Source organism: Streptomyces sp. NPDC057623 (genome assembly GCF_042800355.1).
Taxonomy (GTDB): domain Bacteria; phylum Actinomycetota; class Actinomycetes; order Streptomycetales; family Streptomycetaceae; genus Streptomyces.
Window position 1 is genome coordinate 141,197 of sequence record NZ_JBHVGZ010000001.1, and the last position, 16,540, is coordinate 157,736.

Genomic DNA, 16,540 nt, shown 5'->3' on the forward strand with positions numbered 1-16,540 from the left:
GCCGCAACGCCGCAACGCCGCACCCGGTGGTTCACTGCGATGACGGCGGCTCAGGGACGTCAGCGGGCTCAGCAGGCTCAGGGGCCGCCGGTGGATCCGACGGTGCCACCGGAGCCGACGCCTCCTTCATCGCCGCCCAGCGCGCAGCGCGCGAGGCATCGTCGTACCAGGGCGAGGGCAAGAGCGAGGGCGAGGACGAGGACGGCGATTCCGGTGACGGCTCGGCGGACCGGGAGTCGTCCGGCTCGGTCGGTTCGGCGGGCGGGAAGTCGTCCGGCTCGAAAGTCGTGTCGTGGTCGTACGCCCCGTACGGCACGCCCTGGCCGGCGGCCTCGTAGGGCCCGTCCTCGGCGTATGCCGCGGGCCCGGCTTCCTGGTCCTTGCCCTGCCGTGGAGCGGCCTGGTCCTGGGCCAACGCCGTGAAGGGACCTTCCTCACCGTAGGCCGAGTGCCGCGTCTTCGAGTCCGTCGGCGCCGCGTCGCCCGCCCCCGGCTCCGCCGCCTCACCCCGGGGCTTGCCGATCCGGGCGTCCTGCGTCCCGCCCACCCGAGCTTCCCGCGGCACCCACCCCGTCCGGCACCGCCACCCCCGCACCACCACCGCCACGGGAACGGCCAGCACCGCGACCCACGCCAGCGTCGCCGCCCCCACCTGCCACCACACCGGCCCGAACTCCGCCAGCACCCCACGGCCCAGCGGCCCGCCCGACAGCGCGGCCAGCAGAGCGACCGCGACCGCGCAGAGCAGGGACGCCAGCAGGGCGACCCCGGCGGTCCGGCCGGGTGCCCAGGCCACGGCGGACACCTGCCCGGCCTGTGACCGCGCCGTCGCGGAGTTCCGCCCGCTCCACATTCCGCCGCCCTCGGTCGCCGGCCCACCCGGAGCCTCGGCCCCCCGGCCCCACGCCGCAGCGAACCAACCCACCACCAAGCCCGCCACCACCGGCACCGCCCCGACCCCCCACTGCAACGGCCCGCCGACCCCCGCCCCGGGCACCGCCTCCAGCAACGGAAGCGGCGGCAGCAGGGGCGCCGGTGTCGAGGACAGCGGCCCCACCACATGCCCCACGCCGAGCACGAACCCCGGCCCGAGGGCGTACGACGCCGCCCACACCGCCGCGTTCGGCACGAGCGCCGCGCACAGCAGCAGCACCGCGAACCGCCCCGACCAGCCGTCCGTCAGTTCCAGAAAGGACGCCCGCGCCGCCCCGCCGTGCCACACCAGCGACCCGCCCACCAGCACCGCACCGCCCCCGACGAGCGCGGCCGCTCCCGCTCCCGCCGCCCGAGCGGCAGCCGCGAGACGGGCGGGCGCCTCGGCCTCGGACACCAGTCGCCGCCCCGGCTTCGGCAGCGCGCCCAGCAGACCGTCCGCCGCTTCCGGCCGCAGCTCGCACGCCGTCCACACGCCGACGCCCGCCGCCCCCATCACGACCAGGGGGACACACAGCGCGGTCCAGAACCACTCCGGCCGCAGCTCACCGCCGGCCGCGTACACCGCGGCACCCACCCCGACCGCGAGGTACCCGAGCACGACGCCCGCCCACGCCGTACGGCCCGACACCACGGGCGCCCCGTCACCGCCGTCCGCCGCCGCGTCCCGCGCCGCCCGGTGCACGAGCCACACCGGCAGCATGAGCAGCAGCAGCGGTGTGACCCCGACCGGCACGGGGACACCGGAGAGGGTGTCGGCGCGGACCAGTTCCGCGCCGTGCGCCAACAGCCACAGCACGGCGGCGACCTGGAGCGCGCCGCCCGGCCCGCTGTCCGGATAGGGCGAACTGATCCACAGCACGATCACCAGCACGGCGAGCGCGCCGAGCCCCAACCCCGCCGCCACCGCGCCGCTCAGCAGGCTGGCGCCCAGCCCGGGCGTCCGATAGCGGATCCGAGTGAGCAGGGACGACAGGGGCATTCGGCGGGCGGTCATCTCGATCACGCACGCCATGGTCCCAACGACACGCGCTTTCCCGTCGTAACAGGCGAACCTCCGATGTGTCGCCCAATATATGTTTATGTACCTTTTCCACCGAAGGGGCGTACGGTGACGCAGAGCCCTGGAAGCCCGCTTCCCCCGCCCAAGGAACGCCGACGCCTGCGCGAGGTCTGTTCATTGACGCAGGCTCAGGTCGCGGCACGGGTGGGCGTCAGCCGCGAGACGGTACGCGCGTGGGAGAGCGGTCGCACGACTCCGCGCGGCGGCAGGAGGGAGGCGTACGCACGACTGCTCACGTTGCTCGCGGAGCGGGCGCGGGAGAGGACGGAGGCTCAGGAAGCCGCGCTGGAGCTTGAGATGACGGGGCCTCAGGGTGCGGCTGAGGGCGCCCAGCCCGTCGTAACGGCGATCGCCACCATGGACGGCCCCGCAACCGTCGCCACCGAGGACGCGGCACGTGCCGACGCACCGGCCCCCGCCCCCGAGCCCCGGCCCGAACGCCCCCTCACCCCCGCTCAGGCCTTCGACGCGCTCTACGCCTTCTGCGCCCCCGCCCTCGTGCGGCAGACCTATCTGCTCAGCGGGCGCCGCGAACTCGCCCGCGAATCGGTCGAGCGGGCCTTCCAACTCGCCTGGCAGCGTTGGCCCGAGGTGGCCTGCGACCGGGACCCGGCGGGCTGGGTGCGGGCGACGGCGTACGACTTCGTCCTCTCCCCCTGGCACCGGTTCCGCCCCCGCTACCGGCACCCCGAGCCCCCGCCCTCCGACGCGTCCGACCGTGCCCTGCTGGAGGTGCTGCTCAAACTCCCGCCGCCCCAGCGCCGCACGCTGCTCCTCTACGACGGGGTGGGCCTCGACCTGCCTGAGACGGCGGCGGAGGCGGAGGCGACCACACCGGCGACGGCGAAACGCCTCCTGCACGCCCGCGCCGCGGTGGCCGCCCGTCTGCCGGGCCTGTCCGACCCCACCGAACTCCACCACCGCCTGGCCGAACTGGCCGCCACGGAGCGCCTGCGCGCGGCCAGGCCGGCGACGGTGCGCGACGGCAGCGAGCGCCGGGCACGGTTCTGGACCCGGGCGGCGATCGCGTTCACGGTGGCCCTCATCGGCACGACGGCCCTCACCCTGCGGACGGCTCCGACCCAGTACGAACCACCGGTTCCGCCGGGGGAGACGGTGCTCGGCGTGCCCCCGAGGGTGGCGCCGGGGCCGTTGTCGGAGAGGGAGCGGGAGCTGCGGACGAAGCTGCGCGAGGAGATGCCGGGCGGCCCGGAACGGGTGCTGCCGCAGGGGTGGTGAGCCGGCTTGTCGCGAGCGCGCGTGAACGCCGGTGGGCCCGCCCCCCACTCGGGGAACGGGCCCACCGGCGTTCAGGTGACTGCCGTTACTGAGCTCAGCCGCCCAGGATCTCGCGCGCGAGCTTCGCGGTCTCCGTCGGCGTCTTGCCGACCTTGACGCCCGCGGCCTCCAGGGCCTCCTTCTTCGCCTGGGCGGTGCCGGACGAACCGGAGACGATGGCGCCGGCGTGGCCCATGGTCTTGCCCTCGGGCGCGGTGAAGCCCGCGACGTAGCCGACGACCGGCTTGGTCACGTTCTTCGCGATGAAGTCCGCGGCCCGCTCCTCGGCGTCGCCACCGATCTCGCCGATCATGACGATCAGGTCGGTGTCGGGGTCGGCCTCGAACGCGGCGAGCGCGTCGATGTGCGTGGTGCCGATGATCGGGTCGCCACCGATGCCGACGGCGGTCGAGAAGCCGATGTCACGCAGCTCGTACATCATCTGGTACGTCAGCGTGCCGGACTTCGAGACCAGGCCGATACGGCCCGGCTTGGTGATGTCGCCCGGGATGATGCCGACGTTCGACTGACCCGGGGTGATGATGCCGGGGCAGTTCGGGCCGATGATCCGGGTCTTGTTGCCCTTCTTGCCCGCGTACGCCCAGAAGTTCGCGGAGTCGTGCACCGCGATGCCCTCGGTGATCACGACGGCGAGCGCGATCTCGGCGTCGATGGCCTCGATGACCGCGTCCTTGGTGAACTTCTCCGGCACGAAGATGACGGAGACGTTGGCGCCGGTCTTCTCGATGGCCTCCTTGACGGTCCCGAAGACGGGTACCTCGGTGCCGTCGAAGTCCACGGTCTGACCCGCCTTGCGCGGGTTCACGCCGCCCACGACCTCGGTGCCGTCAGCGAGCATGAGCTTGGTGTGCTTCATGCCCGTGGCGCCGGTCATGCCCTGGACGATGACCTTGCTGTCCTTGTTGAGCCAGATAGCCATGGTGTGTTGTGTCCTCGTCCTGAGTGCTTACTTGGCGGCGTGAGCCAGTTCGGCGGCCTTGTCGGCCGCGCCGTCCATGGTGTCGACGCGCTGGACCAGCGGGTGGTTGGCGTCGGTGAGGATCTGCCGGCCGAGCTCGGCGTTGTTGCCGTCGAGGCGGACGACGAGCGGCTTGCTGACGTTCTCGCCGCGGTCCTCCAGGAGCTTCAGAGCCTGGACGATGCCGTTGGCGACCTCGTCACAGGCGGTGATGCCACCGAAGACGTTGACGAACACGGACTTGACGTCCGGGTCGCCGAGGATGATCTCCAGGCCGTTGGCCATGACCTGGGCGGAGGCGCCACCGCCGATGTCCAGGAAGTTGGCCGGCTTGACGTTGCCGTGGTTCTCACCGGCGTACGCGACGACGTCCAGGGTGCTCATGACGAGACCCGCGCCGTTGCCGATGATGCCGACCTCACCGTCGAGCTTGACGTAGTTGAGGTTCTTCTCCTTGGCGGCGGCCTCGAGCGGGTTGGCCGCGGCCTTGTCGTGCAGCTCGTCCCAGTCGTGACGGAACTCGGCGTTGTCGTCGAGCGACACCTTGCCGTCCAGGGCGATGACGTCACCGGAGGCGACCTTCGCGAGCGGGTTGACCTCGACGAGGAGGGCGTCCGACTTGATGAAGGTGTCCCACAGCGTGACGAGGACGTTCACGACCTTGTCCGCGACCTCGGCCGGGAACTTGGCGGCCTCGACGATCTCGCGGGCCTTGGCCTCGTCCACGCCGTCGATGGCGTCGATCGCGATCTTGGCGACGGCCTCCGGGCGGGTGGCCGCCACCTCCTCGATCTCCATGCCGCCCTCGACGGACGCGATGGAGAGGAAGGTGCGGTTGGCACGGTCGAGGAGGAAGGAGACGTAGTACTCCTCCAGGATCTCCGGGGCCGTCTCGGCGATCATCACCTTGTGGACCGTGTGGCCCTTGATGTCCATGCCGAGGATGTCCGTCGCGCGGGCGACGGCCTCGTCCGCGTTCGCGGCGAGCTTGACGCCACCGGCCTTGCCACGGCCGCCGACCTTCACCTGGGCCTTGACGACGGACTTGCCACCGAGACGCTCAGTGGCTGCGCGGGCCGCCTCAGGCGTGTCGATGACTTCACCGGCCAGCACCGGTACATCGTGCTTGGCGAAGAGGTCCCTCGCCTGGTACTCGAACAGGTCCACGCGCTTCCGTCCCTATCAGTGATCTCGCGGTTCGTTGTCTGCGTGGGCGTGCCGCGAGGGCAACGTGACGTCCGACCGCTGTCTGTCACAAGGGAGGCGCACACGGTGTCCGAGCGCGCGGCATGTCCGTCTCGCAGGTTATCGCTGGTTGCGGAGGGCCCCTAAATCGAGGGTCACACCTGAGCGGTGATACCTGTCACATGATGCCGCGATCAGCAAAGATCTCTGGCACGGCGTGCCGACTGTGAGCGAACGGGAACCTGCCGGGCACACAAGGGCAGCCGGCGGAGGCAGGACCCCACCGGGTTGGGGTTGACCCGGTGGGGTCCCTTGAACAGCCCGAAGGGGCACGAATGGGCCGCCCCTGTGGGCTCCGGCCAGGGTGCTCCCCACCCCAATGGGGAGCACCCCGACCCGTCCGCGGTGCTCCGGTCGGATCAGCCGACGGTTTTCGGCCGTCCAGGTCCGTCCGCCCCGCGGAGTCGGTCGGTCGCCCCGGGAACGCGGTGGTCACGCTCGCCGGGGCGGCGGGTGCGTCGTACGGGCTCCGCCGGGGCGGGCCGTCGTACGACACCTGGGGGCGGTGCGTCAGATGCCGTACGCGCCGCTGTCGCCGTGGAGGTCCTGCCGGAGGTGCTGGTGGAGGTTCCGGTGGAGGTCCTGCGCGTAACCCGGCGTGACGGAGCGGGCGACCCGCTGCACGCCGCCGACGGCGTTGCCGGCCAGCGGGCCGGCCGAGCCCTCGACGGTCCGGGTCAGGTCCTCGGCGAACGGCACGGCCTGGCCGGCCACCCCGTACACGAAGGGGTCGACCTCGCCGACCACGCCGTACGCCAGCGTCGTGGCACTGCCGCCGACGCCCCGCACGACCGGGCGGACCGTGTCCACGACGGTGTCGACGACGGGCCGCACGGCGCCGGTGACGCCTTCCGCGAACGGCACTGCCTGCCCGGCCACCCCGTACACGAGCGGGTCCACCTCGCCGACGACCCCGCCCGCGAACGGCTGGACGTCACCGACCACGCCGTACGCCAGCGGACCGGAGTCGGCGACGGCCTGCCCCGCGACCGGCACGACGCCGTGCACCGCGGTGTCGGCGACGGGCGGCAGGACGGTACCGGTGACGTCTCCGGCGACGTGGCCGACCAGGCCGGTGGCGTACGGGGGTATGTCGGTGGCGACGCCGTTCACGACCGGCCGCACGTCGGCGACGGCGCCGGAGGCGATGGGCCGCACGTCGGCGACGGCGCCGGAAGCGACGGGCCGGACCTCGGAGACGGTGCCGTGGACGAGGTACTGGACGTCGCCGACCGCACCGTGAGCCACCGGCCGCACGCCCTGGGCGACCCCGCCGACGACCGGCTGGACGTCGGCGACCACGCCGTACGCCAGCGCGGTCGCGGCATCGACCGTGTGACCGGCGGTCCGGGCGACCCCGGCCACCGCACCGCCGGCGACCGGAACGACGCCGTCCACCGCCTGGCCGACGACCGGCCGCACGCCGGTCACCGCGCCGCCGGCGACCGACTGGACGCTGTCGACCGCGCTCACGGCGACCGGGGTCGCCCCTGCGAGCGCGTGGCCCGCGGTGGGAACGACCCCGGCCACGGCGTGCCCGGCCGCCGGTACGACACCCTCGACGGCGTGCCCCGCGACCGGCAGGACACCGTTCACGGCCTGGGTCGCGATCGGCGGGACGACCGCGTCGGCGGTCTGCTCGACGACCGGGGTGACCGTGCCGGGAACCGCGCTGACCGTCCCGACGACACGCTGCTCGACGCCGCCGACCGTGCCGGTGACATGGCCCGGGACGGCGGAGACGGAGCCCTCGGCGGCCGCCGTGACGGCCGTGGCCCGGTCGGTGGCGGTGGACCCGGCGGCCGTCACCGCGCCCGCGGTCCTGGCGTCGGCGTAAGCGACGGCGGCCTGCCCGGCGGACCGCACGCCCGCCGCGGTACGGCCCGCGCCCGCGACGGCGTACTGCCCCTTCGTCCGTACGACGCCCTCGACACCCTGCGCCTGTGAACGGGCCGCCGCCTGCGTGCCCTGCACCTTCGTCTGCGCGGCGGCGAGCGCCTGCTCCAGCTCGGGGGCGAAGGCGGCCAGGGGGCCGAAGAGGTAGTCGACGGTGCCGGGGAGCTGTGGGGCGTCGTTGCCGGGGGCGCTCCTGGCGTCGGTGCCGGCGGCGGCGACGCCCGCGTGGACGTCGGCCCCGGCCTGGTCCGCGGCCTGCGCCACCGCCTTGTCGGCGCGGGCGGCCTTGGCGCCCTGGATGGCCTGGGCGGCGCCCTTCGCCTTGGTGGAGGTGGAGGCGGAGGTGGTGGGCTGGGCGGCGGACGGGACCTTGACCTTGGCGTCGACGTAGCGGCGGGTCTGGTCGGCGGTGTCGGTGGCCGTGTTGGTGACCGTGCCGATGACCGTGTCGCCGGTGCCGTCGGTGGCTCCGGAGACGGTGTCGGTCACGTCGGAGACGACGCCGTTAACGGTGCCGGTGACCCCGCCGAGCAGGCCGGGCGCGTCGGCGCTGTCGGCGGCGTCAGCCGCGTCGGTGGTCGTGTCCGGTACGGAGAGGGTGGAGGCGGGCAGCTCGTCCGCGCTGGCGGCGGCCGAACCGAGCGCCCAGGCGCCGGTGACGCCGGCGGCTATGACGATCGAACGGCGGATGTTCTTGTTCATGCGTGCGTCGGATCCCTAGATCTTGGGCTCCGAAGGTCCCCGGAGGATCGCAGCGGCGATGAGCTCCGGGACTTCGGACGGTTGGGGAGGCTTCCGTCCGGGGGATGTCGGGGGACATCCGGGAACTGCGGGTGTCCGGACGGACGGGCAGACCTGTTTCCGCCCCCGCGCGGCAGGTCCACGGCGGGGAAGGCCGGCCTCTGGCCTAGGCGGGGGAAACCGGAATGTCCCGGTGCCTGTCCTGGATCTCGTCCGCCTCGACGCGGGCGGCGGCGCCAGGCACCAGCCGCAGCGGCGCCCTCGGGTTCAGCGAGACGGCATGCGCGTCCCCGTGCCTCGGCGTGCTGCTGTCGCCCGCCGAACGGTTGCCCTGCACACCGCCCGGATGCTCGACCGGCGCCTGCTGGACGGGGGCGTAACCGGACGGCTCACTGCCGTGCGCGCCCCGGGCTGCCGGGACGCGGGACGCGGTGCCATCGGTACCGACGACGAACCGTGGGCCGTACGCGACGGCCGTTTCCTTGCCGGTACGCCCCTCGTCGTCCCGTCCGGCACCGGCTTCGGGCACCTCGGACCCCGGCTGCGGAGTCGAGGTGACGGGCGCGGGCAACGTCTCCCCGGGCACGGCAGGCATGGCAGGCACGGCAGGCAGATCGGGAAAGGCCGGAAAGCCATTGCCGGGAACGCCCGGGAACTCGGGGAGTTCCAGCCCCGGCCAGCTCGGCCACGTGGGCGGCGCCTCCGGCTGTGCCTCGGCCAGTCCCTCGGTCACCGACTCGACCACGTCAACGACCGGCTGAACCACCTGCGTGCCGACGGCCCGGGTGACGTGCTCGGTGACGTGCTCGGTCTCGGGGCGGAGCACCTGGCCTTGGCTGTCCCGGGAAGCTGCAGGCTTGGTGGGCGCCATCGACTCCTCGTGCGCGTCGGGCTCGGCCGGAACGCCGACCAGCCGACGCGCCGCGTCTTCCGTCGACGACCGCAGACCGGCGGACGACGCGGACGGCGTGTTCACCGAGACCCCGGCTGCCGACACCCCGTCCGCCGCGCACGCCTGCCCCCCGCAGAGGAACCCGATGGCGAACAGACCACCCAGCAACAGGCCCAGTTGCAGCGCACGCCGCCCGGCCGCGATGCGCAGAACGCGCAGAGCGGCACCGGGCGAGGTGGCTGGCCAGGTCAAGACGGGGCAGGTCCTCCCGTGCGGCGGAACAGAGTAAGAGGTACACATGCCGGGCGACGAGTCAGCCGGACACGGTACGGACGTGCGGCGCGCGGCGCGCCGCTGACGAGGCGTCGATCCTCGCACGCCCCTCCGGCGGTCGCGCAAGCCCCCCGCTACCGATGGGCACTCATGTCCGTTTTGCTGGCCGAAGTCGGTAGTCACCAGGTCGACAAATCACCGGTAATTCCTCCCCGTCCACCTCCTCACACCGCGTCCGGGACCGGAATCGGCCGCTTCTCGATGGCCGCCGCCATCACCTCCGGGAACAGGTCGGGTGTGCACGCGAAGGCCGGTGCGCCCAGCGCGGCGAGCGCGGCCGCGTGGTCCCGGTCGTACGCGGGCGCCCCCTCGTCCGACAGCGCCAGCAACGCCACGAACTGCACCCCGGACGCCTTCATCGCGGCGACCCGCTTGAGCATCTCGTTGCGTATGCCTCCCTCGTAGAGGTCGCTGATCAGCACGACGACCGTCTCCGCGGGGCGGGTGATCTGCGACTGGCAGTACGCGAGCGCCCGGTTGATGTCCGTGCCGCCGCCGAGCTGGGTGCCGAAGAGGACGTCGACCGGGTCGTCGAGCTGGTCGGTGAGGTCGACGACGGAGGTGTCGAAGACGACGAGCCGCGTACTGATGGACCGCATGGACGCCAGCACCGCTCCGAACACCGACGCGTACACCACGGACGCCGCCATCGACCCCGACTGGTCGATGCAGAGGACCACTTCCTTCTTCACGGACCGCGACGCCCGCCCGTACCCGATGAGCCGCTCCGGCACGATCGTCCGGTACTCCGGGAGGTAGTGCTTGAGGTTGGCCGCGATCGTACGGTTCCAGTCGATGTCGTGGTGGCGTGGCCGGTTGATACGGGCGCTGCGGTCGAGGGCACCGGTGAGGGTGGCCCGGGTACGGGTGGCGAGCCGCTTCTCGATGTCCTCGACGACCTTGCGGACGACGGCGCGTGCCGTCTCCTTCGTGGTCTCCGGCATCGCCCTGTTGAGCGAGAGCAGCGTGCCGACGAGATGCACGTCCGCCTCCACGGCCTCCAGCATCTCCGGCTCCAGCAGCAGCGTGGACAGCCCGAGCCGGTCGATGGCGTCCCGCTGCATGACCTGGACGACGGACGACGGGAAGTACGTCCGGATGTCTCCGAGCCACCGCGCCACGGAGGGCGCCGACGCTCCGAGCCCCGCCGAACGGTCCCTGCCCGACTGCGCCTTGTCCCCCTTGCCGTAGAGAGCGGAGAGCGCCCCGTCCATCGCGGCGTCCCGCCCGGACAACGCGCATCCGGTGCCGTCGGCGCTGTCCCCGCCCAGCACCATCCGCCACCGCCGTAGCCGCTCCTGGGCCAGATCCATCGTCTGTGCGCGGTGGTCGGCGGGCGTCTGCGCGCGCCGGTCGGCGGTCGTCATCGGCGTACTCCCTCGCGAGTCCGCTCCCACAGCGGGATCACCGGCACGGTCGTCGTCGTGGGCCGGCTCTGCGCCGTGAGCCCGTGCGGTTGCCCGGCCGCGTCGGCCATCCCGGCCCGCTCCCCCGGTTCCATCACTCCGTCAGTCGTCATCCCGCCGCCCCCACAAGGTCGCTCTCGCCGATGCCTCTCCGGCCGTTCTCGAAGTCCTCGTCCACCTGGTCCAGCCCCAGCAGCGACCGCACCACCGGCAGCACCGCATCCGCCCGCCGGAGGTCGAGCTCGGCGGCGAATCCGGGTATGCCGGATCCGGCACCCCCGGTACTGCTCCGCACCCCGGGCCCGCGCCGGACCAACTCGCCCAAGGTCCGCCGCACCCCGGGTTCATACGCCGAGAAGGTCCGCCTCAGCAGGGGCAACACGTCGGTGAACGCCTCCGCCGACACCCCCGTCAGCCACGCGTCGACCAGCCCGAGCAGCCGCTCGTCGTGCACGAGCAGCATCCCGCCGCCGGAGCCACCGCCGACGAACCCCTCGATCCACGCGGCCGCGTCCGCGGGCGGCGTCCCCGGCGACAGAGCGAGGCCCATCAGCCGTGCCGCCTCGTCCTGCCCCAACTCCCCGTCGTCCAACAGCAGTCGTACGGCACGCCCCCCGATGATGCCGGGCACGGTGTCCCGCCCGGCCAGCACCCGAAGCACCCTGTGCCAGCGGGCGCGGAGGTCGCCCTGCCCGAGGGCGGGCCGCCTGCTCGGTGCACCGCGCCCCGGGGTGCCCCCGCCCCGACTGCCGTGCCCCGCGGCGGCGGCCCGGCCGTGGGCGCCCTGGTCCGATGCAGACCCCTCAGCGCCATGGGCCGAAGGGGGCCCCTCCACTTTCTGCCCCGAAGCGCAGCCCTCGGTGCCTTCCTCCGAAGCCGATACCTGGCCCGGCGCGCCCTGCCCAGACGCGGGCACCACGCCCCGCGCACCCTGCGCCGACACAGACACCTCGACCCGCGCGCCCTGCGCCGAGGCCACCGCATCGCCCAGCAGCCCCACCGCTCCGTGCACCGCGTCCACATGGCGCCGCATCTCGTCGGCCGCGTCCGCGTCCAGGGCGACGCAGGCCGGGGGAAGGCCCACGAAGATGCGCTCGGCGAGCCCCGCGGCGACCTCGGTGAGCGCTCCGGTGTCCGTGCCGCGCACATCGCCGTACCGCAAGGAGCGGACCAGCGCGGGCAGGGCCTGGGCCAGATGACCGACATCGGCGTCGAGGGCGGCCCGGTCGGCGAGGATCCGCATCACCGTGGGCAACGCGTCCGGCAGTTCGGCCAGCAGGCAGCGCTCGGCGAGCGCGGTGACGTCGGCGAGGCCCTGCGCGGCGACGGCGTCCGCCTCCGCCTTGGCGGTCGCCGCGCCGAACACGGTGGTCCCCCACACCCCGGCCTCGGCGACCCGCACGGACAGCTCCGGCTCCCACCGCAGCCGCCATGTCTCCCGGAACGTCCCCGTACTGCCCCGCGACGCGACCGGCTCGCCCCACTCGACGCCCAGCAGTCGCAGCCGGTGCAGCAGCCTGCTGCGCTCGGCGTCGTTCTCCTTGCGCAGGTCGAGTTCCAACTCCCGCTCCAGCGCCTCCGGTCTGATCCGCAGACGACGCTGAATCCGGTCGAGATCCCGCTGCAACGGCACCGCCGGCGCCGACCGCGGCACTTCCCCCAGCATGTCGCCCACGACCAGCCGATCCCGCACCAGGGCCAACGGCACGTCCGAGCCCTCGCACATCACCGCCCGTACCGCGTCCGTGGTCTCGCTCAGCCCCGGCAACGGACGCCCGCGCATCGCCGCGAGTGTCTCAGCCAGCCGCACCGCCTCGATGACATGCGCCGAGGACACGATCCGGTCCTCGTCCCGCAGCAGCCCGGCCACCTTGGTCATCCAGCGCTCGACCGGCCGGTCCCGCGCGCCGAAGAGGTGCCCGTACCACCCCGGCGAGTCGATCCCCGCCCCGTACCCGCCGGCCCGGGCGAGCCGTCGATAGGTCCACGGCACCCAGGTCATGTCGGCCTTGACCTTGGGCAGCCCCTTCAGCAGGGCCTTGTCGGCGGCCACGGTGGTCTTCTCTCGCAGCGCGGGCACATGCCACGCCCCGCACACCACCGCCACCTCGCCCCCGAACTCGCGCTGCGCCGCCCGTACTTGGAGCCGCATATACGCCTCCCGCACGAGATCCCGCTCATGTCCGCCGCTCCCGTACGTCTCGCGCAACGCCTCCATGGCCTCCTCGAGCCCGAGAAACGGCGCGAACGCGTCCCCGTCCCCCATCCCCCGGTGCTCGACGACGTCCTCCCACCACCGCTCGGGGTCGTCGTAACCACCGGCCTCGGCGAGAACGGCGAGGGGGTCGATCCTGACATCGGCGGCCGAGGTGGCGTCCTGGCCGTTCCCGTCGCCCCGCTCGCCCTCGGGCTGGCCGGCTTCCGTCTCGGCGGGCACCGGCTCCGTGTCCTTGCCCCACGCCAGCGTATGCGTGGCCGGCAGGTCGATGAAGCGGGCCGGGACCTGGTGCTCCAGGGCCCAGCGGATCGCCACCCACTCCGGGGAGAACTCGGCCAGCGGCCAGAAGGCCGAGCGGCCGGGCTCGTCCACGGCATGCGCAAGGAGGGCGACCGGCGGCCGCATGGCCTCGTCGGCGGCGAGCGGGATCAGTTCATCGGCCTCGGGCGGCCCCTCGATCAGCACGGTGCGGGGCCGGGCCGCTTCCAACGCCGCCCGCACAGCCCGCGCCGACCCGGGACCGTGGTGCCGTACGCCGAGCAGCAGCGGCCCGCCGCCGCCCTGACCCCCGCTCCCGAGCCTGTCCACACCAGTCACGCCGTCCCCCCTCGATCCCCGACCGCCCGGCCTCGCTCCCCCACCGCCCAGCCTCGCTCCCCGGCTGCCGGGCGGACCCGCCCCCGCCTCCGCCCCGCACACCGCCGCGCTCCCGGCCGCGGCCCGCGCGCCTCGTCACTCCTCACAGCGCCCTCCCCCTCCGCAGCCACCGGACGACCACGCCCAGCGCGCCCTCGCCGTCACAGATCCGCCCTTCGTCGACCCACCGCTCGGGCGCCCCCACCCCAGGTCGTCGTTCACGCGCTCACCTCCCGGCATGCCCGGTAGAAGTCCGTCCAGCCGTCCCGCTCGCGCACGACCGCCTCCAGGTACTCCTGCCAGACGACCCGGTCGGCCGCCGGATCGCGGACGACTGCGCCGAGAATCCCCGCGGCGACGTCGCCGGGTCGCAGCACTCCGTCGCCGAAGTGGGCGGCCAGGGCGAGGCCGTTGGTGACGACGGAGATGGCCTCCGCCGTCGACAGCGTCCCGCTCGGCGACTTCACCTTCGTGCGGCCGTCGGAGGTGACCCCGTCGCGCAGCTCCCGGAAGACGGTGACGACGCGGCGGATCTCGTCGACGCCGTCGGGCGCGGCCGGGAGATCGAGGGAGCGGCCGATCTGGTCGACGCGGCGCGAGACGATGTCCACCTCGGCCTCGACGCTCTCCGGCAGCGGCAGCACGACCGTGTTGAAGCGGCGGCGCAGAGCGCTGGAGAGGTCGTTGACCCCGCGGTCGCGGTCGTTGGCCGTGGCGATCAGGTTGAAGCCGCGGACCGCCTGCACCTCCTGCCCCAACTCCGGTATCGGCAGCGTCTTCTCCGACAGGATCGTGATCAGCGTGTCCTGCACGTCGGCCGGGATCCGGGTCAGCTCCTCGACGCGCGCGGTCATCCCCTCCGCCATGGCCCGCATGACGGGGCTCGGCACGAGGGCGTCACGGCTCGGCCCGTGCGCGAGCAGCTGTGCGTAGTTCCAGCCGTACCGGATCGCCTCCTCCGGTGTGCCCGCCGTGCCCTGTACCAGCAACGTCGAGTCACCGCTGACCGCCGCCGCCAGGTGCTCGGAGACCCAGGTCTTCGCGGTGCCGGGCACACCGAGCAGGAGCAGGGCGCGATCGGTGGCGAGCGTGGTGACGGCGACCTCGACGAGGCGGCGCGGGCCCACGTATTTCGGTGTGATCACCGTGCCGTCCGGCAGCGTGCCGCCGAGCAGATACGTGGCCACCGCCCACGGCGACAGCTTCCAGCGGTCCGGGCGCGGGCGGTCGTCCTGCGCGGCCAACGCGGCGAGTTCATGGGCGAAGGCGTTCTCGGCGTGCGGTCGCAACGCCTGGCTCGACTCCGTCTCCCCCGCTTCGACGGACATCGGCTCAACGGACACAGTCATGGCAAAGTCCCCCTCCAGCTCGGCCGGTTCGGATCTGGCACCAACGTTGCACCACGCCACTGACAACGCGTTCCGACCTGCGCAAACGCGTCCGCGAGGCCGCTCGCGGCACTTTCGCCCCGGCCGATTGTCAGTGGTGGGATCTACCTTCGGTGGCATGACTCAGCAGGGGGTGCGCTGGACCGCGGACCAGGTGCTGGCACTGGCGCCTGACGCCGCGTCACGCAAAGCGGGAAGCAAACTCGGCGCGGCAGGGCCGTGGTCCGAGGCGGGAAGTACGGACGAGGGGACGGTGTGGGGGCTGTGCAAAGGCAGTGGCAGCAAGCCGTATCAGACGGTCATCGACATCGCGGACGCCGCCGGGCCCGCGTACAAGTGCAGTTGCCCGAGCCGGAAGTTCCCGTGCAAGCACGCCCTCGGGCTGCTGCTGCTCTGGGCGGGCGGGGACGGTGCGGTGCCGCCGGCGCAGCCGCCGGACTGGGCGGAGCAGTGGGCAAGGGGGAGAAGGCAGCGCTCGGAGGAGAAACGGGCGGCGGGAGCGTCCGCTTCCTCGACGGCGTCCGGTGATCCGGAGGCGGCGCGGCGTCGGGCGGAGCGCCGCGCGGTACGGGTCACCGCGGGGGCGACGGAGCTGGAGCAGCGTCTGACGGACCTGCTGCGCGGCGGCCTGGCCGGTGCGGAACAGGCGGGGTACGGCATGTGGGAGGAGACCGCGGCCCGCATGGTCGACGCCCAGGCCCCCGGACTGGCCGCGCGAGTACGGGAGCTGGGGGCGATCCCGGCGTCCGGTCCCGGCTGGCCGGTGCGTCTGCTGGAGGAGTGCGCCCTCCTCCACCTCCTCGACCAGGGCTGGCTGCGCCGCGAGCGGCTGCCCGGCGCCCTGTCGGACACGGTGCGCTCCCGCGTCGGCCTGCCCGTCTCCGCGGACGGCCCGCCGGTGCGCGACCGCTGGCTGGTCCTCGCCCAGTACGACACGGCGGACGTGAAGCTGACGACGCGCCGGATATGGCTGTACGGCGCCGACTCGGGCCGTACCGCACTGCTCCTCTCCTACGGTGCCGCCGGCCGCGCGCCCGAGCTGGCGCTGCCGGTCGGACTGGCCCTGGAGGCGGAGGTGGCGGCGTACCCGGGCACCGGGCAGCTGCGGGCGGCCCTGGGCGAACAGTTCGCGCCGCCCGCGCCCGCGGCGATACAGCCGCCCGGCGTGACGACGGCCGAGGCGACCGCTCGTTACGGAGAGGCGCTCCGTGACGATCCGTGGCTGGACTCCGTCCCGGTCACCCTGGACCGGGTCCTACCGACGCCGGACGGCGATTCGTGGCAGCTGGCGGACGCCGACTCGGACACGGCCCTGCCGCTGACACCCGCCGCCCGCGCCCGGCCGGGCCTATGGCGCTTGGTCGCGTTGTCGGGCGGCAGGCCGGTCAAGGTGTTCGGCGAGTGCGGCCACCGTGGCTTCACTCCGCTGACGGCCTGGCCGGAGGGCGAGGGGGAGGCGGTGCGGCTGTGCTGAGCGGCGCCTCGCCCGGCGCCCGCGCGGCAGTCAGGACAGCCGGCACGACAGCGGACAT

Annotated in this window: 11 protein-coding genes; 2 read left to right on the top strand and 9 right to left on the bottom strand. The window is 73.5% G+C overall.

What is annotated here, in order from left to right; genetic code table 11:
• Positions 1 to 31 precede the first annotated feature (31 nt).
• Positions 32 to 1,948, bottom strand: coding sequence for a DUF6350 family protein (locus ACFU95_RS00690; RefSeq protein ID WP_383819767.1), 1,917 nt, complete (start codon positions 1,946 to 1,948; stop codon positions 32 to 34).
• Between the two features lie 96 nt (positions 1,949 to 2,044).
• Between ACFU95_RS00690 and ACFU95_RS00695 the strand changes: the two genes are divergently transcribed.
• A complete protein-coding gene (locus ACFU95_RS00695; protein WP_383819770.1) occupies positions 2,045 to 3,235 on the top strand; it encodes a helix-turn-helix domain-containing protein in 1,191 nt (396 codons plus the stop codon).
• Positions 3,236 to 3,329: 94 nt separating this feature from the next.
• On the opposite strand, the gene sucD is transcribed toward ACFU95_RS00695, so the two are convergent.
• From sucD to ACFU95_RS00735, 8 genes are all read right to left on the bottom strand, one after another.
• Positions 3,330 to 4,214: a succinate--CoA ligase subunit alpha gene (gene sucD / locus ACFU95_RS00700; protein WP_383819772.1), complete on the bottom strand. Its 885-nt coding sequence runs from the start codon at positions 4,212 to 4,214 to the stop codon at positions 3,330 to 3,332.
• 27 nt (positions 4,215 to 4,241) lie between these two features.
• Complete coding sequence (gene sucC / locus ACFU95_RS00705) at positions 4,242 to 5,420, bottom strand: ADP-forming succinate--CoA ligase subunit beta (RefSeq protein WP_370263431.1); 1,179 nt, start codon at positions 5,418 to 5,420, stop codon at positions 4,242 to 4,244.
• A 588-nt stretch (positions 5,421 to 6,008) separates the two neighbouring features.
• Complete coding sequence (locus ACFU95_RS00710; RefSeq protein WP_383819776.1) at positions 6,009 to 8,096, bottom strand: hypothetical protein; 2,088 nt, start codon at positions 8,094 to 8,096, stop codon at positions 6,009 to 6,011.
• 205 nt (positions 8,097 to 8,301) lie between these two features.
• Entirely contained in the window at positions 8,302 to 9,279 is a 978-nt protein-coding gene (locus tag ACFU95_RS00715) for a hypothetical protein (RefSeq protein ID WP_383819779.1), read from the bottom strand.
• A 245-nt stretch (positions 9,280 to 9,524) separates the two neighbouring features.
• Positions 9,525 to 10,673 (bottom strand): VWA domain-containing protein, encoded by a 1,149-nt coding sequence (locus tag ACFU95_RS00720; protein WP_383820431.1) that lies wholly within the window; start codon positions 10,671 to 10,673, stop codon positions 9,525 to 9,527.
• Between the two features lie 50 nt (positions 10,674 to 10,723).
• Positions 10,724 to 10,879: a hypothetical protein gene (locus ACFU95_RS00725; protein WP_383819782.1), complete on the bottom strand. Its 156-nt coding sequence runs from the start codon at positions 10,877 to 10,879 to the stop codon at positions 10,724 to 10,726.
• A complete protein-coding gene (locus ACFU95_RS00730; protein WP_383820433.1) occupies positions 10,876 to 13,572 on the bottom strand; it encodes a DUF5682 family protein in 2,697 nt (898 codons plus the stop codon). Before ACFU95_RS00730 ends, ACFU95_RS00725 begins: the two co-directional genes overlap by 4 nt.
• 266 nt (positions 13,573 to 13,838) lie before the next feature.
• Positions 13,839 to 14,969, bottom strand: coding sequence for an AAA family ATPase (locus ACFU95_RS00735; RefSeq protein ID WP_383819784.1), 1,131 nt, complete (start codon positions 14,967 to 14,969; stop codon positions 13,839 to 13,841).
• Positions 14,970 to 15,126: 157 nt separating this feature from the next.
• Between ACFU95_RS00735 and ACFU95_RS00740 the strand changes: the two genes are divergently transcribed.
• Entirely contained in the window at positions 15,127 to 16,482 is a 1,356-nt protein-coding gene (locus ACFU95_RS00740; protein WP_383819786.1) for an SWIM zinc finger family protein, read from the top strand.
• Positions 16,483 to 16,540 lie beyond the last annotated feature (58 nt).